At 61.6% G+C, this 23,228-nt stretch carries 25 protein-coding genes and 1 pseudogene; 15 read left to right on the top strand and 11 right to left on the bottom strand.

What is annotated here, in order from left to right:
* Positions 1–11: 11 nt before the first annotated feature.
* Together ACWKWX_RS10280 and ACWKWX_RS10275 are read left to right on the top strand one after the other, a co-directional pair.
* Positions 12–602 (top strand): annotated as a pseudogene (locus ACWKWX_RS10280) (PAS domain-containing protein); the annotation flags it as partial.
* 366 nt (positions 603–968) lie between these two features.
* Positions 969–1,847, top strand: a complete 879-nt coding sequence (locus ACWKWX_RS10275) for a methyl-accepting chemotaxis protein (RefSeq protein ID WP_483827740.1) — start codon at positions 969–971, stop codon at positions 1,845–1,847.
* 305 nt (positions 1,848–2,152) lie between these two features.
* Here ACWKWX_RS10275 and ACWKWX_RS10270 read toward each other — a convergent pair whose 3' ends face one another.
* From ACWKWX_RS10270 to ACWKWX_RS10240, 7 genes are read right to left on the bottom strand one after another with little or no spacing between them, the layout of a single operon-like run.
* Complete coding sequence (locus ACWKWX_RS10270) at positions 2,153–3,514, bottom strand: ATP-binding protein (RefSeq protein WP_483827707.1); 1,362 nt, start codon at positions 3,512–3,514, stop codon at positions 2,153–2,155.
* On the bottom strand, positions 3,511–4,173 hold the full coding sequence (locus ACWKWX_RS10265; protein WP_483827706.1) for a response regulator: 663 nt from the start codon (positions 4,171–4,173) through the stop codon (positions 3,511–3,513). The genes ACWKWX_RS10270 and ACWKWX_RS10265 overlap by 4 nt, the downstream gene beginning before the upstream one ends.
* A gap of 11 nt (positions 4,174–4,184) precedes the next feature.
* The gene (locus ACWKWX_RS10260) at positions 4,185–4,829 is read right to left on the bottom strand and encodes a tetratricopeptide repeat protein (protein WP_457362364.1); all 645 of its coding nucleotides are present in this window, start codon (positions 4,827–4,829) and stop codon (positions 4,185–4,187) included.
* Positions 4,826–5,629 (bottom strand): SDR family oxidoreductase, encoded by an 804-nt coding sequence (locus tag ACWKWX_RS10255; protein ID WP_483827705.1) that lies wholly within the window; start codon positions 5,627–5,629, stop codon positions 4,826–4,828. Before ACWKWX_RS10255 ends, ACWKWX_RS10260 begins: the two co-directional genes overlap by 4 nt.
* Positions 5,616–6,299, bottom strand: a complete 684-nt coding sequence (locus tag ACWKWX_RS10250; RefSeq protein ID WP_483827704.1) for an iron-containing redox enzyme family protein — start codon at positions 6,297–6,299, stop codon at positions 5,616–5,618. Before ACWKWX_RS10250 ends, ACWKWX_RS10255 begins: the two co-directional genes overlap by 14 nt.
* Positions 6,296–7,777, bottom strand: a complete 1,482-nt coding sequence (locus ACWKWX_RS10245) for an AMP-binding protein (protein ID WP_483827703.1) — start codon at positions 7,775–7,777, stop codon at positions 6,296–6,298. Before ACWKWX_RS10245 ends, ACWKWX_RS10250 begins: the two co-directional genes overlap by 4 nt.
* The gene (locus tag ACWKWX_RS10240) at positions 7,767–8,444 is read right to left on the bottom strand and encodes a thermostable hemolysin (protein WP_483827702.1); all 678 of its coding nucleotides are present in this window, start codon (positions 8,442–8,444) and stop codon (positions 7,767–7,769) included. Before ACWKWX_RS10240 ends, ACWKWX_RS10245 begins: the two co-directional genes overlap by 11 nt.
* A gap of 155 nt (positions 8,445–8,599) precedes the next feature.
* Between ACWKWX_RS10240 and ACWKWX_RS10235 the strand changes: the two genes are divergently transcribed.
* The gene (locus ACWKWX_RS10235; protein ID WP_483827701.1) at positions 8,600–9,148 is read left to right on the top strand and encodes a cytochrome b; all 549 of its coding nucleotides are present in this window, start codon (positions 8,600–8,602) and stop codon (positions 9,146–9,148) included.
* Positions 9,149–9,164: 16 nt separating this feature from the next.
* Here ACWKWX_RS10235 and ACWKWX_RS10230 read toward each other — a convergent pair whose 3' ends face one another.
* Positions 9,165–10,085 carry a universal stress protein gene (locus ACWKWX_RS10230; protein ID WP_483827700.1) on the bottom strand — a complete coding sequence of 307 codons (921 nt, stop codon included), beginning with the start codon at positions 10,083–10,085 and terminating at the stop codon, positions 9,165–9,167.
* Between the two features lie 222 nt (positions 10,086–10,307).
* Here ACWKWX_RS10230 and ACWKWX_RS10225 point away from each other — a divergent pair, with 222 nt between their 5' ends.
* From ACWKWX_RS10225 to ACWKWX_RS10195, 7 genes are all read left to right on the top strand, one after another.
* Complete coding sequence (locus ACWKWX_RS10225) at positions 10,308–11,381, top strand: zinc-binding dehydrogenase (protein ID WP_483827699.1); 1,074 nt, start codon at positions 10,308–10,310, stop codon at positions 11,379–11,381.
* A 72-nt stretch (positions 11,382–11,453) separates the two neighbouring features.
* Entirely contained in the window at positions 11,454–11,612 is a 159-nt protein-coding gene (locus tag ACWKWX_RS10220) for a hypothetical protein (RefSeq protein WP_483827698.1), read from the top strand.
* On the top strand, positions 11,609–11,812 hold the full coding sequence (locus ACWKWX_RS10215) for a hypothetical protein (RefSeq protein WP_457362373.1): 204 nt from the start codon (positions 11,609–11,611) through the stop codon (positions 11,810–11,812). Before ACWKWX_RS10220 ends, ACWKWX_RS10215 begins: the two co-directional genes overlap by 4 nt.
* A gap of 1 nt (position 11,813) precedes the next feature.
* Complete coding sequence (locus tag ACWKWX_RS10210) at positions 11,814–12,569, top strand: helix-turn-helix domain-containing protein (protein WP_483827697.1); 756 nt, start codon at positions 11,814–11,816, stop codon at positions 12,567–12,569.
* Positions 12,556–13,074 carry an N-acetyltransferase family protein gene (locus ACWKWX_RS10205; protein WP_483827696.1) on the top strand — a complete coding sequence of 173 codons (519 nt, stop codon included), beginning with the start codon at positions 12,556–12,558 and terminating at the stop codon, positions 13,072–13,074. Before ACWKWX_RS10210 ends, ACWKWX_RS10205 begins: the two co-directional genes overlap by 14 nt.
* A 33-nt stretch (positions 13,075–13,107) precedes the next feature.
* The gene (locus tag ACWKWX_RS10200) at positions 13,108–14,343 is read left to right on the top strand and encodes an MgtC/SapB family protein (protein WP_483827695.1); all 1,236 of its coding nucleotides are present in this window, start codon (positions 13,108–13,110) and stop codon (positions 14,341–14,343) included.
* 93 nt (positions 14,344–14,436) lie between these two features.
* A complete protein-coding gene (locus ACWKWX_RS10195) occupies positions 14,437–16,794 on the top strand; it encodes a phosphoketolase family protein (RefSeq protein WP_483827694.1) in 2,358 nt (785 codons plus the stop codon).
* Between the two features lie 49 nt (positions 16,795–16,843).
* On the opposite strand, the gene ACWKWX_RS10190 is transcribed toward ACWKWX_RS10195, so the two are convergent.
* Positions 16,844–17,407 carry a GNAT family N-acetyltransferase gene (locus tag ACWKWX_RS10190; RefSeq protein ID WP_457362378.1) on the bottom strand — a complete coding sequence of 188 codons (564 nt, stop codon included), beginning with the start codon at positions 17,405–17,407 and terminating at the stop codon, positions 16,844–16,846.
* A 225-nt stretch (positions 17,408–17,632) separates the two neighbouring features.
* On the opposite strand from ACWKWX_RS10190, the gene ACWKWX_RS10185 reads away from it, so the two are divergent.
* From ACWKWX_RS10185 to ACWKWX_RS10170, 4 genes are all read left to right on the top strand, one after another.
* Positions 17,633–18,583, top strand: coding sequence for a universal stress protein (locus ACWKWX_RS10185; protein WP_483827693.1), 951 nt, complete (start codon positions 17,633–17,635; stop codon positions 18,581–18,583).
* Entirely contained in the window at positions 18,580–19,551 is a 972-nt protein-coding gene (locus ACWKWX_RS10180; RefSeq protein WP_483827692.1) for a universal stress protein, read from the top strand. The genes ACWKWX_RS10185 and ACWKWX_RS10180 overlap by 4 nt, the downstream gene beginning before the upstream one ends.
* A 98-nt stretch (positions 19,552–19,649) precedes the next feature.
* Positions 19,650–20,336 (top strand): phosphoribosyltransferase, encoded by a 687-nt coding sequence (locus ACWKWX_RS10175; RefSeq protein ID WP_483827691.1) that lies wholly within the window; start codon positions 19,650–19,652, stop codon positions 20,334–20,336.
* A 40-nt stretch (positions 20,337–20,376) separates the two neighbouring features.
* Positions 20,377–20,892 carry a nitroreductase family protein gene (locus tag ACWKWX_RS10170; RefSeq protein WP_483827739.1) on the top strand — a complete coding sequence of 172 codons (516 nt, stop codon included), beginning with the start codon at positions 20,377–20,379 and terminating at the stop codon, positions 20,890–20,892.
* 171 nt (positions 20,893–21,063) lie between these two features.
* Here the strand turns inward: ACWKWX_RS10170 and ACWKWX_RS10165 are convergent, their stop codons facing one another.
* Both ACWKWX_RS10165 and ACWKWX_RS10160 read right to left on the bottom strand, forming a co-directional pair.
* Positions 21,064–21,711 (bottom strand): BON domain-containing protein, encoded by a 648-nt coding sequence (locus tag ACWKWX_RS10165; RefSeq protein ID WP_483827690.1) that lies wholly within the window; start codon positions 21,709–21,711, stop codon positions 21,064–21,066.
* A gap of 119 nt (positions 21,712–21,830) precedes the next feature.
* Positions 21,831–22,769, bottom strand: a complete 939-nt coding sequence (locus tag ACWKWX_RS10160) for a universal stress protein (protein WP_457362382.1) — start codon at positions 22,767–22,769, stop codon at positions 21,831–21,833.
* A 182-nt stretch (positions 22,770–22,951) separates the two neighbouring features.
* On the opposite strand from ACWKWX_RS10160, the gene ACWKWX_RS10155 reads away from it, so the two are divergent.
* Positions 22,952–23,203, top strand: a complete 252-nt coding sequence (locus ACWKWX_RS10155; protein ID WP_457362383.1) for an Lpp/OprI family alanine-zipper lipoprotein — start codon at positions 22,952–22,954, stop codon at positions 23,201–23,203.
* Positions 23,204–23,228: the final 25 nt, after the last annotated feature.

The following is a 23,228-nucleotide window of genomic DNA, read 5'->3' as shown; positions in this document are numbered from 1 at the left end:
AAAAACAAATAATGAGTTGGCTTATAAGTGCTTGGCTAACTATTGAGCGAAGTCAATCACCGCTCGAAAAGCTCTTTGGATTCTACAAAAAACGATTGCAGAAACTTGGCGTCAATTTAAAGTTTGGATATCATGCCAAGCTGACTGGCCATTCGGCCGTCAATCATAAGTTGCGTCAGCACTTTATAAGTTTGTGGTCATCGGCGTGGCGAATCTTCGCAGGATGCGGGTGCGTGGCTGTTAAGCCCAACGACAACAACAAGACACTCGAGGTTTTGATAATGAGAACCAATCTCCCCGTCACGCAGCGCGAACATGTTTTTCCCGATCATCAACGTCTGATATCTGCCACCGACTCCAACGGCAATCTGACTTACTGCAACGATGAATTCGTCGCCGTCAGCGGGTTCAGCCGTGACCAGCTGATCGGTAGCCCTCACAATATCGTGCGTCATCCGGATATGCCCGAGGCGGTCTTTGCCCACATGTGGTCATACCTCAAGACAGGTAAAAGCTGGATGGGGATAGTCAAGAATCGCTGCAGCAACGGCGATCACTACTGGGTCAACGCCTACGTCACACCCATTTTTTCCCACGGGCAACTCGCCGGTTACGAGTCGGTGCGGGTCAAGCCCGACCGTGAACAGGTGCAGCGTGCCTCGGCGCTATACGCCCGCTTGCAGCGCAACCGCAGCAGTGCTCCGTTATCCCATTGGCTGCTTGATGGCTCCAGGTTCTTGCTGCCCCCGGCCACGGTGGCTGCGGCCAGTGCCGCCGGGTTCGAATGGGCCGGTACGCTTGCCGGCGCGGTAGTAGCGGTGGTGGGCGTCTTCGGCCTGCAAGGCCTGGCCTATGCCCGCGCCCGAGGCACGCTCAAGCGCATCAGCGCCGTGTCCCAAGGCAGTTTTGACAGCGAACTGATTGCCCGAACCTACACTGATGAACGCGGTAGCGTGGCCCAACTGCAGATGGTCTTGATCAGTGAGGGCGCGAAGATCAGAACCGCGCTTAGCCGGCTGGATGACTACGCCGTGCAATCGGCGTCGCTCGCCACTCGAAGCCAGGTACTGTCCAAGCAATCGGAAGCGGCACTGGGCAAGCAGCGCGACGAGGCGGACATGGCCGCCACGGCGATGAATCAGATGGCGGCGTCCATCGCCGAAGTGGCAGTGCACATTAATCAGACGGCGAAGGCCGCCGACGAAGTCAATGAGTTGACCCGAACCGGGTCCGACGAAGCGCACAAGACCCGGCAGGTGATCGAGAAGTTGGCTGATACCGTGGAGGCCATCAGCCAATCGGTGATCGGCCTCGCCCATGAAACCCAGTCCATCCAGCAGGCGGCGAACATCATCCGCTCTATCGCTGAACAGACCAACCTGTTGGCGCTCAACGCCGCTATCGAGGCTGCCCGAGCGGGAGAGCAGGGGCGCGGGTTCGCAGTGGTGGCCGATGAAGTCAGGGCGTTGGCGTCCAAGACCCAGGAGTCGACCCAGAGCATCCAACGTATTATTCAGACCTTGCAGGACGTGGCCAACCAAGCGGTCGAAGTGGCTCGCCAGGGCAGTGGTGAAGCCCGTACCGGTGTCGACCAGGTGATCAGTACCCAGCAGGCGCTGGACGGGATCAACGGTGCTGTCGAACGTATTCACCAAATGAGCCAGCAGATGGCGGCTGCGTCGGAGGAGCAGGCCCATGTCGCCGAGGAGATCTCCGCGCAAATCACCCGTATCGCTCAGGTTTCGGATACAAACGCCGAGATTGCACAGGGTGCTGCCAACACGGGGTCAGAGCTGGAGGGTACGGCCCACGAGCTCAAAGCCTTGGTGTCGCGTTTCAACAGTTGAAAGGCAACGACGCTGGCAGGTCTGTAGGGCGGACGAACGTAGGACAGCTGTTTACTTTCCAACTGTCCGCCTCTTACCGCAATCAATCCGTACAACCGCCATGATCATCGGGGGCGTTACGGTCGTGTAGTTGGCAAATCGTTTGGGGTGGCTGGCTATTATAAAGCTCCGTTATGCTGCATCACTCAATATCAATAGGAGGAAGAGTGCATCCGTGCGGATCACTCATTAGAAATGTATTGAGTTGCGTTCGCGCTGTTGTGAAAGTTAATCAGCGGCTGGGCAGGGGGTGGGGGCAATGCCTTTCAATAACGTTGCAATTTTAGCGTCGCGTTCAGTCCGCCTTCGCTCCGATTATACAACGTCACTTCGCCGCCCAAGCGTTGTGCAATGGTTTGCACGATTGTCAGCCCAAGGCCCGCGCCCTGAGCATTGCCTTGACTGTAAAATCGCTCGAACAGGCGCGCACGGTTTGCCTCCTCAATGCCCGGCCCCTGGTCCAGTACATGGATCGCGACGGTAGCGCCCGACGATTGCAGTTGTACGCTGATCACGCCTGCCGGCGGCGAGAACGTGGCGGCATTGGTGATCAGGTTGTTGATCGCGATCTCGATGGACGAACGTTCACCGAGTACTAACAGCGGGCTGTCTTCGCCTTCTAGGCTTATATCCAAGCCTTGATTCATCAACCACGGCGCCAACTGCGCCAGCATGTCCTGCAGCAGCGCATGCAAGTCCAGGGGGGCCAGGGCTGGCAGGGCAACGTGTGGCTCTAGGCGAGCCATGGTGAGCAACTGGTTCACCAGCCGTGATGTACGATCCACGCCGGTGATCAAGTTGTGCAGCGACTGTACGTGTTCAGCCTCGGTGCTCGGTTGTTGCAGATTCTGCGCATGCACGCGCATCACCGCCAATGGCGTGCGCATTTCATGAGCTGCATCAGCGATGAAGCGTCGCTCGCGGCCTAGTACAGCCTGTACCTGCGACAGCAGGCGATTGAGCGCCGACTGCATCGGTTCCAGTTCAACTGGCAGCGGGGTCAGGTGCAATGGCTCCAGCGAGTCCGGGTCGCGTGCTCGCAGGGTGGCTGCCAAGTCAGCCAAGGGTTTGAGACCCCAGCCGATCGCCAGCCATACCAGTAGCGCTAGCACGAGAGCGCCCAGCAGGTTGGGCAGCAGGGTGTTGCGCAGGATGCGGTTGACCAGGTCGCTGCGCACGTCGTGCCGCTCGCCTACCCAGATTGACAGGCCTGTGGTGGGGTCCAACAGCACAAAGGAGCGCCACTGCTTGTCGTGGGTATCGGTGACGTAGCCAAAGCCAGGTTGTGCTGGCGGTGTGGGCAGCCCAGGGGCGCTGGCGGTATGTACCAGTACTGTGCCGTCGCGGTTCCACACTTGGAACGCCATCTTGCTTTCGTACGGGTGCCCGTCAACCTGGGGGCTGGCCGTGTTCAGTACCCGATTGAACGCCTCCCAGAGCGGCTCGTGCTGCTGCACCGGCATGTTCATCACGCCTTTGAGCAAGCGTGCGTTCTGTGCCAGTTGGGCATCGTAAATTTCGGCGATTTCATGATTGCTGTCATGCCAGTTGAGCAGCCCTAGCACCAGCATGCCCACCACCAGCAGGGATAGGATCAGCCACAGCGTACGCTGGCGGATGGACTTCATGGTTGCTCTTGCACCAGGTAGCCGACGCCACGGATGGTGCGGATCAATCCGGTCGAGAACTTCTTGCGCAGATGATGAATGTGCACCTCCAGGGTATTGCTCTCGGCTTCCTCGTTCCAACCATACAGCAACTGCACCAAGCGTTCTCGGGTCATGACCCGACCCGGTGGTGACAGCAGCTCATGTAGCAGCAAGTATTCCTTGGGCGTAAGGGCCACTGCCTGGCCCTGGTAGGTCACTTGCCGGGTGCCGGGGTTCAGGCAAATGCCCTGGTGCTCGATCAGCGACAGCGCGCGTCCTGCGCTGCGGCGCAGCAGGGCACGCAGGCGTGCTTTGAGTTCTTCCAGTTCGAAAGGCTTTACCAGGTAGTCGTCGGCGCCGGCATCCAGGCCGGCGATGCGATCCTCGGTGGCATCGCGCGCGGTCAGCACCAGGACGGGGAGCAGGGAGCCGCTTTGACGCAGGCGACGCAGCACTTCCAGACCATCCAGGCGCGGTAGCCCCAGATCCAGAATGGCCAGGTCGAATGTCTCGCTGAGCAAGGCGTGCAAGGCGCTGCTGCCATCCTTGACCCAGTCCACCGTGTAGTGCTCACGTCCCAGGGCCTGGTTGATCCCCTCACCCAGGGCCTGGTCATCCTCGATCAGTAACAGGCGCATGGCCGCTTCCTTCAGTTCAGTTTGCCCTCGACGTCCTTGAGCAACGCGTCGATGTCTTGTCGCCGCCCGGCGTCTGCCGTTTCCCTGCCGGGCCGTGGCGGCGCCTGCAAGGCCTTGAGCAAGGCTTGTTTGGCTTCAGCGTAGCGCTTTCGACGGTACAGGTGGTCGCCCCAGAAGTACAAGGTGTCTATGCCTTCGGGGTTAAGGGCCAAGGCTTGCTTGAGCAGAGATTCTGCCTTGTCGGCATCGCCAAAGCCTACTGGCCAGCCGGGGACGCGGTCGTACAGCGCGGCTAGGCTGGTGTAGGCCGAGCCCTGAAGGGCCTTGGGGTCCAGTCGCAGCGCGGTCTCGAAATCCGTTCGTGCGTCCTTGACCTTGCCCAGCGCCCCCAGGCCTCCTGTTGCGCCGGCCCAACTGCTGTCGACGATGCCTGCCCAGATCCACGCTTCGGCCATCTGCTGGCGGTCCTGAGTGAACTGAGTGGCCTGGATGTGCAGTTGCTCGAATTGGCCGCCACGCTTATCGGCCGGCATCTGATATTGAATTGATGCCCATTCGTTCTGGATCTGGGTCAGACGTTGTTGGTCCTGGCCTTCCAGCGCCCAGGCGGGGATACACGCTAGGGACAGGAGCAATGGCAGTAGCGCGGGTTTCATGGCTGGTCTTTCCCGGGGGCGTGGCTGAAGTGGCGAATCAACGGCAGCTGTTTGCGCAGGCTTCGATCTACCAGGCTGGGAAACAAGCCGTTGAGGCGCACGAACAGGCGCTCTGGCCACCCCAGATAAAGGTCACGGCGATCGCCGGTGATGGCGTGAGCGACGGCATTGGCAACCACCTGGGGATCGTCCACACCCGACTTCAGCGCATTGTTGAGGGCCTGGGCGGCTTGGCTATTCATGGCCGTGCGGGTTGCGCGCGGGGCCACGTAAAGCACGCCGATGCGGGTGTCAGCCAGTTCGCGTCGCAGGGCTTCGGAAAACCCACGCAGGGCGAATTTGCTGGCGCAGTAGGTAGCATAGCCAGGGTAGCCAATCGAGCCATACGTGGAGCCGACATTGACCACCATGGCCTCGGGGGCCTTGCGCAATAAAGGCAGCAGCAGCCGGGTCAGTTGGATAGGTGCGCCGAGGTTGATGGCCAGCAGGGCTTGGATCTCGTCGTCATTCAATTGCTCGAGCATGGCGAAATGGTTGACCCCTGCGGCGTTGATCAACAGGTTGATATCGCCGTACTGCCGGACAGCGACCATGACCTGATGACGACCGGCAGCCAGGGTCAGGTCAGCGCACACCCACTGTAGTTGACCTGGGTAGCAAGCCATTAACGGCTCCAGGGCTGTCGGATGACGACTGACGGCCAACACCTGCGCTCCGGCCTTGCACAGCGCCTGGGCGATGGCCAGCCCGATGCCACCGCTGGCCCCGGTGAGCACCACCTTGGCTTCACGCAGATTCATGGGGCACCTCACAGGCATCGTCCGCGCCGGGCAGGGCCCTGAACATGCCGGCGTACAGGCGATACACCACCTTGGAGGCGTGCACCACAGCCTCTTGGTCGGCCAGCACCTCCAGCCGATCCATCAGCCTTTGGTAGGTCTTCATGTGTTCCAGATCCAGGGCCCCATGGGAGGTGAGGTAGGTGAATGCCGTCGCGGGCAGCCCCAGTTGGGTCTGGATCGACTCGGCCGCGTGGGTGGCCAGGGCGATGCTGGTGCCCTCCAGCACGTTGACCATGCCGAACAACCCGACGGGGTTGCCCCGGGCGATGAGGTCATAGAGGTAGCTGACCATCAGCTCAATGGGCAGGTCCGGTTGGCCTTGGGTCACGGCGTTGCGGTTGCCACCGCAGGCTTCGATGTCGTCAAGCACCCACTGTTCATGGCCGTACTCATCCTCGATGTAGTCGCATACGGCCTTGCGCAGCCACTCCAGGCGCGTGGGCAGGCGCGCCCCGCAGGCCATCATCAGAGGGACGGTGTGGCGTACGTGGTAATAGGCCTGGGTCAGGAAGGCGCGATAACTCTCCAGGGACACTTGCCCCGCCAGTGCCCGGCGGATGACGGGCACCTCGAACAGAGCGATGCGTTCGGCCTGGGTCTGGTTTTGCAGGGTGGCAAAAAAGCTCATGATGGCAGTTCCTCGGCAGTGGCAAGGGTGGTCAGCAGTGCACGATGCAAGGTGAGCAGGGCTTCGCGGCGCGGCCGACCATTGGCGGTCAGCAGGCCGTTGGCCAGGGTCATGGGGTGCGGCAGGCGGGCCCAGCGGGTGATCCGGGCGTAGTCGGGCAAACGCGCGTTGGCTTGAGTCACGGCCTGTGCCAGTTGTTCATCGGTACAGGCCGGGATGGCGGGCCACAGCAACGCAACGTTGACGGGCATGGCTTCGCCATAAACGAATGCTTGGCCAACGACACCGCTTTGGGTCAGCTCGGCCTCCACCCATTCCGGATTCACGTTGCGGCCGTAGCTGGTAATGAATTGGTGTTTCTTGCGCCCCCTGATGGTGAGAAAGCCCGCGCTGTCCAGTTCGCCGAGATCACCCGTAGCCAACCATGTCTGATTCACCGCCGGCTCGCCCAGGTACCCCAGCAGGCCGGCACCGGCGACCTCGATTTCGCCGTCCACGGCCAGTCGGACCTGCACATGCGGCAGTGGTTTGCCCACGCTGCCCGGTCGATGTGCGCCCGGCACGTTCAGGCTGACCACCGAGGCGCATTCGGACAGCCCATAGCCTTCGAACACCTGCAAACCCAGGCGCTCACAGCGCTTGAGCAGTTCAGGGGATACCCGTGCGCCGCCCACGGCCACGAAACGCAGCCAGTGGGGGGGCAGCAGGCCCAATTCGCACACGCTCACCAGCCACTGCAACAGCTGGGGTACCAGAATCAGGCTATGAGGTTGACGTTGCGTCAGGCAGCCCAGCAGCCGATCGCTTTGTACGCCACTGGCCCCCAGCATGCCCAGGCTTGCCTGGCCCGGCAGGCTCAGGGTGGCACCGGCGTACAGCGCCGCGTAACTTCCAAGGTTTTCCAGCAGCACCGCCAGTGGCAGCATAGCTATATGGTGAAGGGGGTTGAGCGGGGCGCTGGCCTGATACAACTCGCGGGCGACGCGCAGCAGGCTGTCGGCACTCAGGCACACCCCTTTGGGCGTGCCGGTGGTCCCCGAGGTGAAAGTGATCTTGGCGGTGCCTACATGCAGTATGCCCTTGGCGCCGAACGCGCGGTGCCAGCCATCAGAGTCCAAGCGGTAACCGGCGTCGCTCAGGGTCTGGACGTGGCAGGGGGCGGCAATCACGCGGTCGGCCTGGCACGCCACCAGGCAATGGGCGACTTGAGTGGGGGTAAAAAACGGCGCCAGAGGCAGGCACGGCACTTGTTCCAGCAACGCGGCCAAGTCCCAAAGCATGGCTTCGATACCGTTATCCAGCATCAGGGCAAGCACGCGTATAGCTTGATCGCGCAGTTGTTGTCGACACGCTTGCAAACGGCGCCACAGGTGCTCGTAGTCAAGACGGTCGGCATCGCCCCACAGGGCGATGGCTTGTGGTTGCTCCAAGGCGTGCTGGTGCAGGCGTTGTTCGAACAGGATCAATTCAGGCGACATGGCCATGGCACTCCTGAGGGTCGGGCAGGCCCAGGCGCTTAAATAGCCCGGTGCGATGTAGATGATGGAAGCCGGCACGAATGTCGCCGTAGTGCACATGGGGGCGGCTCTGGTAGTACTGCCCCCAGTCCAGGCGTTCGTCGCCCAATCGTGCCGGGTCGGCCTCGCACAGGGTGACGGGCCGCAGGCCCAGGCGATGGAAACTGTTGACCAGGCCCTGGCCGCCGGTAAACACTACCCAGTGCAGACCGCGTACGGCCAGCAGCCAGGTGATGGTGATGATGCTCAGGCGAGCGCTGCCGCTGTCGGCGGCCGCCAAATTACCCACTTCGATCACCAGGTTGCGTGGCACCGTGATGCCAATTGCGTCCTGCAGACAGTCCTCGATGGGCGCATCCAGATACCGCTCCAGAAACAGGGCCGCCTGATCCGCGTAGCGCAGACCGGCCACGGCCTGCAAGGCTGATTGCTCATCGACAAGTCCCACCAGTTCGGGCATGAAGGTCTGGATTCGGGCACCATGGGTCTGCAGGAAGCGTCGTTGCACGAACTGCTCCAGGACAGGCCGAGCCGCATCTTGCGGAAGCGCCCTGATCAGCTCCAGGGTGGGCTTGCCATCGACGCACAGGCGCAGCGGCAGGGAGGGGGGCTGGGCGGATGATGTCATGGGCGGGGACTCCGGCGAAGTTCAGGCTCAGTATCACGACGCTGTCTTAAGGAAGTCTGAAGGTGGTGATTCGCAATCACGGTCGCGGCGCTTCAGATTGTCTTAAGCCTTGAGTGACACAGTAGCGACTCCTGAACCCTGCGAGGCCTATCGCCATGAATCAAAACCATGTACCCCAACGGTACGCCCGTCTCTCGATCGCCCTGCACTGGCTGATGGTGCTGCTGTTCGTGGGTGTCTACGCCTGTATTCAACTGCGTGACTTGGCCCCCCGCGGCAGCGAGCTCAAAGGGGAGTTGCTGGGTGGGCACGGACTGTTTGGCACAGCGATTTTCCTCTTGGTGTGGGTGCGAGTGGTCGTTCGCCTGCTCAACCCTCGCCCCCCCATCAACCCCGCGCCATCTGCCTTGCAAGCCGCGATAGCCCATCTTATGCACCTGGCCCTCTATGGCTTGATGATCCTCACACCGTTACTGGCCTGGGGCATGCTGACCGCCGGGGACAAGCCGTTCCCTTATTTCGGGTTCCAGTTGCCTGCCCCTATCGTGCTGGACCCGCAATGGGCCCGACCGCTGAAGCACTGGCATGAGTGGATCGGCAGTCTGGGTTACTGGCTGATCGGACTGCACGCGATCGCAGGGCTTTTTCATCATTACCTGCTGGGCGACAACACGTTGCGCCGGATGTGGCCCAAGCGCGGATAAGGGGCCGTTCACCTCCCTAGGCCACTGGTGGCTCGATGATCCACAGTCCCGTCGCTACCCGGTACAGCAGGCGCTCGGTGGTACTGCCGAGCAGGTGCATGCGGCGGCGCCGATGCCGCCGCCCCACCACGAGGATGTCGATGTCATGCGTCTCGACGAACTGAGCCAACGCCTTGGTGGGGCTACCGTACAGCAGATGATGGTGCATACGCTCAATGCCATTGCGCTCTGCCAGCGTGGTGAACTCTGCGGTCTGGCTTTCGAGCAAGGTACTTGGCAGAGTGCCGCCCGCTTCCAGTGCGGTCCACGCGTATTGGGCTTCCAGCGCATCGACCGCCGACAGATCGTAGGCATATACCAGCTCAACTTCAGCTTTGCACTGCAGGCCAAGCTTGAGCGCGGTGTAGATCAGTTGATCGTTGAAGCCGGGATATTGATCCTCGGGAGCCATCAGATCCACGGCCACGGCAATGCGACGTGGCATCGGATGACGATCCTTGGCCACGAAGTGCAGCGGCACGTGACTGGCGTGCAGTAGTCGCATGTCCAACGGGGTGAACAAGGTGCGCATCAGCAGCGAGTCGTGCTCTACGTCCTTGATGACCAGATCGGGCTGGCTCTCGCTGATGTGCGTCAGCATTTCCTTGAGGGTATGCTCAACCCAGACCACCTCAGTGGTGACCGTCAGGCCGCTGTGTCGCAAGGGTTGGGCCTGCTCTTCCAGCCAGTGCCGATGCCGTTGCACATAGTCTTCGCGCAGCATCGCCAGCGCCTCGGCATTGACCAGGCCGGCGGTGGCCAGGCCTTCCACATAATCAAATGCAACGATATGCAGGCTGGCCCCCTGTGCATGGGCGAGGGCGGCCGCGCGCTCCATGGCAGGGGTCTTGTGCATCAGGGGCGGGACAATCAGCAGCAGCCGTGGAATCGGGCTCATGGGACACCTCCGGTAGGCGTGGGCAGGTTATTTCGACCGGTTTGAATCCTGCGCCGAAGAAGGGCCGTAAGCTTGATCAGGATCAATGTCGCTACGATACCGCCCGGCCTCCGACAGGCGGCACGGGGCAGACAGCCCTGGCAGCTGGATCCTTGATCTTGGTCAATATCGGGCGCGTGAAGTGGGCGCACGCTGATGTCATGTCTCCACCGAGCATCTGCCATGGCCAGCATGAGAGCAGCGACCTTCGTCGCGAAGGGCCGCATTATCCTGACGCAAAAGCCCATTCCTCAGATCGGCCCCCTGGACGCCCTGATCCGTATCACGACCACCACGATTTGTGGTACCGACGTGCACATCCTGCGCGGCGAGTACCCCGTTGAGCGCGGCCTGACCATAGGCCATGAGCCGGTGGGGGTGATCGAGAAACTGGGAGCACAGGTGCAAGGGTTTGAAGAAGGCCAGCGCGTGATCGCTGGTGCCATTACCCCCAGCGGCCACAGTTTCGCGTGCCTGTGCGGTTGCGCTGGCCAGGATGGTGTGCAGGCCCGTCACGGCTTCAAGGCCATAGGTGGCTGGAAGTTCGGCAACACACTGGATGGCTGCCAGGCCGAGTACCTGCGAGTACCGGACGCGATGGCCAACTTGTGTGTGATCCCCGACCACCTGAGTGATGAGCAAGTGCTGATGTGCCCGGACATTTTGTCCACGGGGTTCAGCGGCGCCGAGCGTGGACATGTGCGCATCGGCGACACCGTCGTGGTATTCGCCCTGGGCCCCATCGGTCTGTGTGCGGTGGCCGGGGCTCGACTGCAGGGGGCTTCGACCATCATTGGCGTGGACACGGTACCGGCCCGCCTGGCCATGGCCCGGCGCCTGGGTGCCAGTCATGTGGTCGACTTCGCCCAAGGCGAGGTGGTGGATCAGGTCATGGCAATCACCGACGGGCGCGGCGCCGACGTGGCGATCGAAGCGCTGGGCACCCAGGCCACGTTCGAGTCGGCGCTGCGGGTGCTGCGCCCCGGCGGCACGCTTTCCAGCCTTGGGGTGTACTCCCAAGACCTGCGCATCCCCGTTGGGGCCTTTGCCGCAGGCCTGGGTGATTACCGCATCATCAGCACTTTGTGCCCGGGCGGCAAAGAGCGCATGCGCCGTCTGCTGGCCGTGGTCGCCAGTGGCCAAATCGACTTGCGGGCTATGGTGACCCACCGCTTTGCGCTGGATGACATCGAGGCCGCCTACGAACTGTTCAGCCACCAGCGCGATGGCGTCATGAAGGTGGCCATTACTCCCTGAGCCTGCGCGCAAGGCCTGGAACCCATTAGGCAGGGACGCCTCGTTACTCAAATGTCACGAGGAGCAAGCGCCATGACACCTGCCACCGTCTCTCTGGACGTCCGGCTGCAGCGCCTGATGCGTCGCGTGCAGCAATGGATATCGGCACGCCGCCGCACGGGCGGTGCCGATGACCTGGAAGCCATCACCCGGCGTGAGTTGCAAATCGCCGAGCTGGGCCGTCGACCATGAACATCGCCCTGCGACCCGCCATCGACAGCGCCGCCTGCACGGTGTTGCTGGACGACCTGGCCATCTCTTTCCGAACCCTGCAGGACGCACAAGCCTTCGTTGCCACGTTGCGCCGGCGCATCGCCGAACCGCATCCCTGGCCGCGCACACGGTGCAGTAATGCTGGGACCATCCACTCCCAAGCCCTTCAAGAGGCCTGATATGACCCACCTTGCGTTCACCCTCACTGATCAAAACACGCCAGGTCAACAGGGGCGCTGCGCGCAGTGCGCCGTCAAGGCCTTGTGCCTGCCCGTAGGCCTGACGGCCGCGCAATGGGCCTTGTTTGGCAACGTGGTAGGGCCGCGCCGGAAAGTACGCAGGGGTGAGGCCCTGTTTCACGCCGGCGAACCGATGGGTAGCCTGTACGCGGTGCGCATGGGCTCGTTCAAGACGACGTTGGTCAGCCAGGATGGGCGCGCGCAAGTCACTGGTTTCTGGATGGCCGGGGACGTTATCGGCCTGGACGCTATCATTGGCAACCGTCACCTGTGCACTGCCCTGGCCATCGAGGACAGCGACGTATGTCCGTTATCCTTCAGTCAGGTCGAGCGCTTGGGGCGCGAAGTGCCCAGCCTGCAACATCATCTCAACTGCCTGTTGAGCAGGGAGATCGGCAAGGAGCACCATTTGCGGCTGTCCATGGGCAGCCTGGGCGCCGACGCGCGCCTGGCGGCCTTCCTGCTCGACCTGTCGCGGCGGCAGGTCGAGCGCGGCTACTCGGCCCACGGCTTTGTATTGCGCATGTCTCGCGAGGACATTGCCTCCTACCTAGGGCTGCGTCTGGAGACGGTGTGCCGCAGCATCGCGCGGTTGCGCCAGGCGGGGTTGGTGCGCTGTCGCGGACGGGTCATCGATCTGCTGGATTTGCATGCGCTGGAAATCAGCGTGACGGGGGATCGCCATGACGCTGCCTGAACACCTTGCACTGGACCCCGGCCCCCGCAAGTCTGAGTACTGGGTGCAATCCTTGTCCGCTGGCTGTGTGCTGATTCGGCCATGGGCAACGCAGGATGGGGTGTTGGAGCGGCACTTGCTCAGCCGCTTGACGGCCCAAGCTCGCCGGTATTGGAGCCTGGTGAGCGCGCAATTCGCCGGTGATACGCAGGCGTTCGGTTTCGTGGCCTTGGCGCATGTGCACGGGCAATTACGACAAGTGGGGCAGGCCCGATTGTGGGCAAGTCCGCAAGCCTCTGTTTGTCATTGCGCGGTGATCGTCGACGAGCCATGGCAGCGCTGCGGGCTGGGTCATCAGCTGATGCAGCATTTGATTACGACGGCCCGTCAGCAAGGCTATTCCACCCTGTGCTCGGTGGATCGAAGCAGTCATTACGGCCTTCACCGCCTGTTCAAGCGACTGGGGTTCAGCAGCCGTTATCCCCAAGGGGATTTCAGTGAAATTATTCATGAGCTGAAATTGTGACCTGACTACGGGGCAGGCGAGGGAGGGCAGCGCATGCAAGACCTGGCCAACATAAGCGCCCCGGCGGTCGCTCTCGGTCTAGGGTTGTTGGTGGGCATGGAACGCGAACGTCACAAGGGCCAGGGCAAGGAGCGTGCCGCGCAAGGGCTACGGACATTTGCCCTGGCCGCCGTACTGGGCGAGGTGAGCGTGCGCACGGGCGGCGTCACGCTGCTGGCGGTCGTCGTGTTGTGCGTGGCGGGACTGATAGGGGTGGCGTACTACCGGCAGCATGGTCAGGATCCTGGCTTGACCAGTGAAATCGCCCTGTTGGCGATCGTGCTGCTGGGGGCTCTGTGCAACAGCGCGCCTGCGCTGGCCAGCGGGTTGGCAGTGGTGATGGTGATGCTGCTGGCGTTCCGTGACCCGCTGCATCATTTTGTTCGGGATGAACTGAGCGAACAGGAAGTACGGGATTCCCTGATCCTGTTGGCCGCAGCCCTGGTGGTGTTACCCCTGGCTCCGGATCGCTACATGGGGCCGTACGCGGTGCTCAATCCGCAGACCCTGTGCAGGCTGGTGGTGCTGCTGATGGCGGTTGCGGCCCTGGGGCATTTCACCGTGCGAGGGTTGGGGGCCCGCTATGGCTACGCACTCAGCGCCATTGCCGCTGGATTCGCCTCCAGTGCCGCCACGGTGGCGGCCATGGGCACCAAGGCAAGGGCCGACGATGCCCGGGTTCGAGAGCTGGGGGCTGCGGGCCTGTTGTCCAATCTGGCCACGCTGGTCCAGGTGGGGCTGATCGTGGGTGTGGTCAGCCCGGCCCTGGTGGTGCGCCTGGCGCCGATGCTGGCGGCGGGGCTGGTGACCGTCGCCTTATACGCCGCAGGCCTGTTGCTCTTGCACCGGGGAGTGGCTGCCACCGAGTCTGCGGTAGAGGCCAGCGTCTTCGACCTGAAGAAAATTCTGATGATCAGCGCAGTGATCACAAGCGTGACCCTGATGTGCGCCGCTTTGCTCGACCTGCTGGGTAGCCGGGGGCTGATGTTGGGCGCCTTGCTGGGGGGGCTGGCGGATGCCCATGCCCCTATCGTCTCGATTGCGTCACTGTTCGGTGGCCAGTTGCTGGCGGCGGATCAGGTGTCACTGCTGGTGTTGGCGGCGCTCACCAGCAACAGTGTGACCAAGTGCGTGCTGGCCTGGATCGCAGGTGGGCATCACTATGCGGCCTGCCTGATCCCTGGGCAACTGCTGCTGGTGGCCGCCATGTGGCTGGTGGTGTGGCTATAAGCCGGCACCGGCTTGACCTGGATCAAGCGCGCGCTGGGCGTGGCGTCCACACTGCAGGTCCGTTCGTTGTTTTGCCCATAGCAGGAGCCCGCCATGCACTCCCCCTTGAGCCCGGAGCAACTCTACGCCTTGGACGCCTACTGGCGCGCCGCCAACTACCTGGCGGTGGGGCAAATCTACCTCAGGGATAATCCACTGCTGCGCCAGCCCCTGACCCTGGCCCATGTCAAGCCGAGGCTGCTCGGGCATTGGGGCACAACGCCGGGGCTGAACCTGATTTATACCCACCTTAACCGGGTGATCGTGCAGCTGGATCTGAACATGATGCTGGTGGTTGGCCCTGGCCACGGCGGCCCGGCCATTGCTGCCCAGGCTTACCTGGAAGGGACCCTGACTGAGCGTGATCCAGCATTGGAGCAAAACCTGAACGGGCTAGCTCGCCTGTTCAAGCAGTTTTCCTGGCCCCATGGGCTGTCCAGCCACGTGTCGGCACAATTTCCCGGGTCCATTCATGAGGGCGGCGAACTGGGGTATTGCCTGGCCCACGCGTATGGCGCCGCTTTCGACAACCCTGACCTGATCGTAACCTGCGTCATCGGTGACGGGGAGGCAGAAACCGGGCCGCTGGCGGCCAGTTGGCACGCCAACAAATTTCTCAACCCGGCTCGCGATGGGGCAGTGTTGCCCATCCTGCATCTCAACGGCTACAAGATCGCCAATCCTACGATCCTGGCGCGTATCAGCGAGGACGAATTGATTGCCTTGCTGCGCGGCTATGGGTATGAGCCATATTTTGTCGAAGGGGACGAGCCTTTAGTCGTGCACCAAGCCCTTGCCGAGGCGTTGGACCAAGTCATGGAGGTTATTCATGACATCCAGGCAAGGGCGCGTCAACCAGGCTGGCAGGGGAGGCGGCCCATCTGGCCGATGATCGTGCTACGCACGCCCAAGGGGTGGACAGGGCCGCGGTTTGTAGAGGGGCATCGGGTCGAGGATACCTGGCGTGCCCACCAGGTACCGTTGGCCGATCTGCACCAACCGCTGCATTTCCAGCAGCTAGCGGACTGGCTGGGTAGCTATCAGCCTGATGAGCTGTTCGACGCCAAGGGTGCGCTGATTCCCTCATTGGTTGCGCTGGCTCCGACCGGACAGCGTCGAATGAGCGCCAATGCCCATGCCAACGGTGGTCTGTTACTGATGCCCCTGGACCTGCCGTCCTTCCTCGACTTGGGTGTTGAGGTGGCAGAGCCGGGCTGCGTTCGCGCCGAGCCGACGCGCGTACTGGGTGGCTACCTGCGCCACGTGCTGGCCAATGCCGATAAGCGGGGTAACTTCCGCCTGTTTGGCCCGGACGAAACCGCGTCCAACCGACTGGATGCGGTCTATGCAGCCACTGGCAAGGCCTGGATGGCTGAGCGTATGCCAGAAGATACCAACCTGGAGGCTGATGGTCGGGTCATGGAGGTGCTCAGTGAGCACCTCTGCCAGGGCTGGCTGGAAGGATATTTGCTGACAGGGCGCCATGGGCTGTTGTCGTGCTACGAGGCCTTCATCCACATAGTCGACTCGATGGTCAATCAGCATGCCAAATGGTTGAAGACGGCCGCCCAGGTTCACTGGCGCGCCCCAATTGCCTCGCTCAATTACCTGCTGACTTCCCATGTGTGGCAACAGGACCACAACGGCTTTTCCCATCAGGATCCGGGGTTCATCGACCTGGTGGCCAACAAGCGTGCCGATGTGGCGCGTATCTACCTGCCGCCCGATGCCAACTGCCTGTTATCGGTGGCTGACCATTGCCTGCGCAGCCGTGGTTACATCAACGTTATTGTGGTCGGCAAGCAGCCCCAGTGGCAATGGCTGACTCCTGCAGCTGCGGCGGTGCATTGCCAGGCTGGCATCGGGCGTTGGGACTGGGCCAGCCATGATGATGCGGACCCAGAGGTGGTGCTAGCTTGCGCTGGCGACGTCCCGACCCTGGAAACATTGGCGGCTGTGACGCTCCTGCGCCGCCAGGTACCGGACTTGCGCGTGCGGGTGGTCAATGTGGTGGACCTGATGGTGCTGCAGTCAGACAGCATCCACCCCCATGGTCTATCCGATCATGCTTTCGAGGCCCTCTTCCCCAGCGACCGGCCAGTGATCTTCGCCTTCCATGGCTATCCTGCACTGATTCATCGACTGGTGTACAAGCGCCATAACCCTCAGCATTTTCATGTGCGCGGCTTCCAGGAGGAGGGGGCGACCACTACCCCCTTCGACATGTTAGTGCTCAACCACTTGGACCGTTTTCAATTGTCGCTGGATGTCTTCGAACGGGTACCTCGGTTGCAGGGCCGGCTCGAGGAGGCCCGCCAGCAGTATTGGGCGGCCCTGGAGCGGCACCATTTGCACATCATGGCCCAGGGCGAGGATCTGCCGGAGATCGTGCAATGGCGCTGGAGTGATTGAAAGGAGTCAAAGCTGCGGCGCGCAAGCGCCGCAGCGCGGGCAGGGGGGCTCACAAGGCCAGTCGATGAATGACTTGGGACATGTCTTGCGGATCTGGTGTCGTGGAAAAGCCCAGCGACTTCGCCAGATCACGCATCGGTGCATTGCTGGATGCATCCAGGGAGCTCATGGTGCGAAAGCCATTGCGACGGGCCGCCTGGATCAGGTGCTCCATCAACAAGGTGCCCACGCCCAGGTGCTGCCATTGATCGGCAACCGTGACCGCACATTCACAGGCGTGTTCGCTTGCAGCCGCGTAGCGGCTGACGCCTATTTCGATCAATTCCCCGTTCTCGTGCACCAAGGCTACGAACGCCACGCGCTCTTTGCCATCCACGTCCATCAGTTGGTTGAGCATGGCCAGGCTCGGCTCGTTGATCTGCGCCAGGAACCGCATGTGGCGGGACTCGGGCGATAGACGTTTGATGAAAGCGTATTCACGTTCGCGGTCCTTCGCGGTCAGGGGGCGTATCAGGACGTGGCGGCCATCCTTGAGCGCTTCGATCCAATGTTTACCGGTGGTGGCTGTATACACAGCCGCCGCGCGGTCGTTGTGTTCCTTGACGGTGAGCATGGCGTGGTCCTCCCAAGGGGCGACGGCGACGGTCCGGGTATCGGTCCAGTCTCTCAAGATGTTCTACGCGATTGTCCGCCGAAAAATCTGATCTGGATCAGACCCGCCGTCTGCAGCGCGGCCGATTCTTGAGGCAGATCAAATCAAAGCGGGGCTAGGCGTGCAGACTGTTCAGCAGCGGTCGGCGGGGTGCCGACCCACGACCCTGGGCAGGAGGGCGAAGTGATGGTCCGACCGAAGCGTCTGGTGTTGATTGCCGGTCCGCAAGCGGTGCACTCCCCAACCATTGACTGTGCCGGTCAATGGGCCAAGGCGCTGAGAGCCCGGTTGCAGATGGTCGCTTTCGTCCACGCTCACCTGGTGGACCTGCTGGGGCATGCCCACGCCTCGCTGCGCGACAAGGCCCGGCAAGGCTTGCTCGATTCCTTTCGTCTGTGGCTCAGCAGTGAAGCCGTGCTGCTGCGAGAGCAGGGCGTGGATGTGCACTATGAGGTGCTGTGGGCAACCCCGTCTGCGGTCAATATGGCTGCCTATGCACAGGCGGTGGAGGCCGATCTGGTGATTAAGGGATTTAATGACGAACCGCACCTCAAGCGCCTGATGATGTCTTCATTGGATTGGGACTTGCTTGCCACTAGCCATGTTCCGGTGCTGTATGTGGAACGTCTGCCAACGGCTTCCCCTCAGCGAGTGCTGGTCGCTGTAGACGCGGAACTGGAGGGGGAGGGATTGCAAAGTGAAAACGCCCAAGTGATCAGGCAGGCGATCCAATTGGCGAGTGACTTGGCAGCCACGGTGGATCTGGTCACGGTCTACGATCCGACGGTGGCATGTGCCTGGCGCTCGGCGGCCGCCCGCGCCAGCCGCCGCGAGGGTGGTGAACAACGGTTTCACGCCTTGGCGACCCAGTACGGATTTGCTCGCCCGCTTCAGCATTTTCTGACGGGCGCAGCCGACTTTATGATTGCTGATTACCTGCGACGTAGCGCTTACGACCTGTTGGTCATCGGCTCTGCCAACCATCACCTACTACGCTCCGACGTGGGAGCGAGCACCCAGCGCCTGCTCGAAAACCCGAGGTGTAACGTGCTGGTGCTCAAGCTTGCGCCCCTCATGGCACTTGCCAACGAGCCGCCCACCGTAATTCCTCCAATGGTTGCACAGGTGCAATCATGAACCGTTACTCCAGGCTGCTAGTGGTAATTGATCCGGACAAACCGGTGGACAGGGTGCTGCATTTTGCCATCGGACTTGCGCACGCCCATGGGGCCGTACTGCATATCTGCGTGCCGACGACACCCATCGACTTCTCCGCATGGACCAGCGAAAGCTACCGCACCCAGGAGAAGAACCGCTGCCTGGCGCAGCTGCAGACCTGGTTGCAGAACAAGCTCGCGCAGTGGCCCGCCGCAGGTTCCGTGATCTGCACCTACCCATGGAGCGAATCGTTCGTTGACACTTTGCTGGCGACTGAACAGCGCCTGGAGCCGGATCTGGTCGTCAAGTTGCAGGAGGATCGCTCCACGTTTGGTTGGCCCTTGGTCACGCCACCCGACTGGCAGTTACTGCGCGAATGTCGCCCACCCTTGTTATTGCTGGGGCCTACGGCTGGCGAAGGGACCATTAAAGTGATCGCCGCACTTGACCTGGTGCCGCCAGCAGAAGGCCACTCACTTGATGAGATGGTCATCCACGCGGCCATGCAGCTGGCCGAGCCCATCAACGCTGAGGTGCACCTGGTGCATGCCTTTGATCTTGCATCCATGCAGGTGGCCGTCGAGGGTGCAGGTCAGACGTGGCAGCAGTTGCTGTCCCGGCAGCGACGCCTGTGCGAGACACAGCTGGCACAAGCCGCGCAACGCCATGGGCTGCCCGCTGGACGTTGTCATTTGCTGGAAGGCAAGCCGGTGCCCACTTTGGTCAAGCTGGTGCCCCAGGTCGGGGACATGATGGTGCTGGGGCGTTCTGCTCATGACCGCCTGGAGACTTGGCTGGGTACCACCTCCGAACGGGTACTGGCCCGTCATCCGGCGTGCAGCTTGCTAGCGGTCGGGCCGGTGGATGATGAATCGGCGACAGACGCTCGGCGGCGACCGATTCGCGAGCGGCTGGATTCACTGGTGGGGATGATGTTCCCTGACTAGCGACACATGCTCGAACCTTTCCACACCCCGCCCAGGGTTGGTACAGGCACCGATTGCCACGGGTATTTGCTAGCAGGCCAAAGTGCCGGGAGGTTGTCATGAGTCAAAGTCCTTCGTTGCAGACCACTTTTCCAAACCGCATCGCGGCAGGCAAAGCCTTGATTGGCCTGCTGCAGGATTACGCCGATCGCCGCGACGCAATCGTTCTGGCATTGCCGCGTGGTGGCGTGCCAGTGGCCTTCGCGGTGGCCAACGCTTTACATCTGGATCTTGACCTGATGGTGGTGCGCAAGCTGGGTGTGCCCGGGCATGAGGAATTTGCCTTGGGCGCCATCGCGCCCGGTGGTGTTGAAGTGTTCAACGAGGATGTCGTGTACCACCATGCCCTGGATCAAGCGAACATCGGGGACATCGTTGAGCGTGAACAGCGGGAATTGGCGCGGCGCGAACAAGTGTACCGAGGTAACCGCCCGCCCCCCCAACTCAAAGGCAAGGTGGTCATCCTGATGGACGATGGGCTGGCCACGGGCGCCTGCATGAAGGCGGCGATACATGCGGTTCGCCAGCAGGCGCCTTTGCGCATTGTGGTTGCAGTCCCCGTTGCCCCGGCTGAAACCGTACAGGCGTTGCGCGATGAAGTCGATGACCTCGTTTGCGTGCTGACGCCGGACTGGATGGTATCGATTGGCTACTGGTACCAGGATTTCAGCCAGGTGTCGGATGAGCAGGTGGTCGAGCTGCTGCAATGTGCCTGGCAGCCAACAACGGGAGGCACGGCGAGATGAACATTAACGAAGCAATCACCGGGCGCCGCTCGGTGCGTGAATATACCCGCGATCCAGTGAGCGATCCAAGATTCACCTGCTGATCGACGCGACAATTCAGGCGCCCAGCGCCCGCAATGAACAGCCATGGCGATTTGCGGTAGTGCGGGACCAAGCCCTACTTGATCAGGTCTCGGAAGCCGCGAAAGCCTATTTGCTCACTGCTGGCCCCGGCAGTAGCCCTGCCGGAGCATTCCAGGCGCGGCTTGGAGATCCCGCCTTCCAGATTTTCTACCATGCACCGGTGCTGATCGTGATCGCCGGACCAGCTCAAGGACATTGGCTGATCGAGGATTGTACCCTGACGGCGCAAAACCTGATGCTGGCAGCCTACGCTGCCGGATTGGGCTCATGCTGGATAGGTTTGGCCCAAGCGTTCCTCAAGACGCCTGAAGGCAAACAAATGCTGGGATTGCCTAAAGCCTGGATGCCGGTTGCGCCTATTATTGTGGGGCTCCCGGCTGGACCGGTGCCGCGCGTACGGCGTCCGGCACCGGAAACGCTCTGGATCGGATGATAGGGCGGTGGGAATCTTCGGTCGACTTTAATGCTCCAGTTGGTACCAGCGCCTGGCGAGGTTCAGGCCAACTTGGCCTTTTGGATCATTAACCCCTGCTCTGGTGGCGAAGCCGGTTCTGCAAGGCAGCAACCCATTGGCGGTCATGGGTTGCTGCCAGGTTCTGCTGCCCTAGGCGATCAGCAGTTGATCTTCCACTTGTCGCACGCCGGGAACGGACCAGGCTGCTCGCTCCGCCACGGCGCGTTCGTGCCATAGATGCACTTTGCCTTGTAGCTTGACCACGTCGCCGTCGACCTTGACGCGTATATCCTGTGCACAGAGTTCCCCGTTGCGTTGGAACGCCTCTTCAATCCGTCGTTGGATGTCCAGTACTTTCAAATGGGGCTTGAGACTGATCTTGTTGTGGATACCCACCACGCCCGCCAACTTGCTGACGGCGTGTTCGACGGCGTCCCGTTGATACTGCCAATCTACTTTTCCTTCCAGGCTCACCCAGCCATGCTGCACCATTACCTGAATGTCCCCCTCCGGAATCTCTACATTCCAGGTAACGAGCTCGAGTACGCGCGAGGCAATGGTTTCGTCGTCGTGGCCTGCACCGGGCACTAGTTTTACCTGTATCTCCTCGGCAACAGCCCGCACGCCCTTAACGGCTTTGACGGCTCGCTCTGCGGCAATTTTCTGGGCGTAATTCTTGACGTGGCCGGTGAGGGTCACGATGCCTTGATGGACGGTCACACCAATTTCGGCTGCATCGATTTCGGGGACGAATTCCAGTTCGTCGAGGATACTGTTTCGCAGGATTAAATCGCTCATGGTCAGCTCCTGTTCATGGTTAGGGCAGCAGTGTTTGCCCTTCAGCGGTTTCTCGGGAAATTGGTGGTCGGTTTTAGCAACAGCCAGCAAGGTGTCGTTTGCCAACAGTCCTTGCCAGGTCAAGCGCTTGCCTCGCCGGCTAGATCCTCCGGCACGACCATCCATAGGCTGCAGGGCATGGCATTGACCAGTTGCTGCGCCGTACTGCCGACCGTACGAGCGCGGGAGGAGCGTGCCACTCGGCCCATCACGACCACGTCTACATGGTGCACGTTGACGTAATTGATCAGCACTTTTGCGGGGTTGCCGACAATCAGGTGGCGCTGGTGTTCGGCGATGCCATGGCGTTGTGCCAACAGCCTGAAAGCCTCAGCCTGGGCGGTAAACAAAGTGGTGGCCTGGTGGGAAGACAGCAGCGCCCTCACGCTGTCGGTCTCGAATTCGTCGGCGCGTATCGAGCAAAGGTCATGGGCATAGACCACATCGATAGTGGCATGACACAGCCCGGCCAGCTTGACGGCTTCATGAAGAATGCGGTCGTTCATGGCCTGGTAGCCGTCGCTGGTATGGAACGGGTCTACCGCTGCCAGGATGCGTTGCGGCAACACGTTGCCGGTTGGGTCGATGAAGTACAGCGGGGCACCACACCCCAGCAGCAACTGCGAATCAAGTGTGGTGAAAATCAGCCTTGTGAGCCAGGGTACCTGTTCGACTTCTTTGATCACCAGCTCAATCGGTTGTTCGCGCAAATGTTCAAGGATTTGCCGGTAAGGATCATCCAGCCATGTCACCTCGGTGGTAATGACCAAGCCCTCGCCGCGTAGCGGCGCCACCTGAGCTTCAAGCCACTGGCGGTGGCGCTGCAGATATTCCTGCTTGGCAGGCTCACTGAATGGGCGGTTGAAGGGGCTGAGTGTTGCCAGGCCCTCGAGGTAGTCGAAGGCGGCCACATGCAATGGTTTGCCTGCTGCCTTGGCGAGCGCGGCAGCCCTGACCAACGCCGCATTGGAGGGCATCAATGGGGATAGCACGAGTAAGTACCGCGATAGTTCCGACATGACGCGCCTCCGGATACAAGGATGGTCCGCCAAGCATTACGCCAGATCCTGACTGGCGCTTGATCTGCGTCAGATAATCGGCGAAGTCCCCAGGATGGATTGCTTGATAAAGATCAGAAATGGGCTAGGGAAGCGGGGCGATAATGACTTCACACCGATTGATGCTCTACAGGAAACCGCCAATGAACACGCGATTGACGACTGCATTCTGCGCGCTGCTGGCATTGACCGCAGGCTGTTCCCAGCAGCGTGCCAACGAGCTGGACGCAAGGCTTGAGGGAATTGAGGCCAACGCCGCGACTGCCAGGTTGAGAGCTGGCGAAGCTTTGGTGAAGGCTGAGCAGGCCATGCAAATCGCCACCCACGCCCAACGTGACGCCGAAGCCGCGAACGAGCGCGCCATGCGGATCATCAGCAAAGCCGCTCGCAAATAGCTATCGCGTCGGTCCCGGCAGGTGG

This window comes from Pseudomonas imperatae (assembly GCF_057128625.1).
Note: the sequence above shows the minus strand (reverse complement) of the source record. Positions and strands in the feature narration are given on the sequence as shown.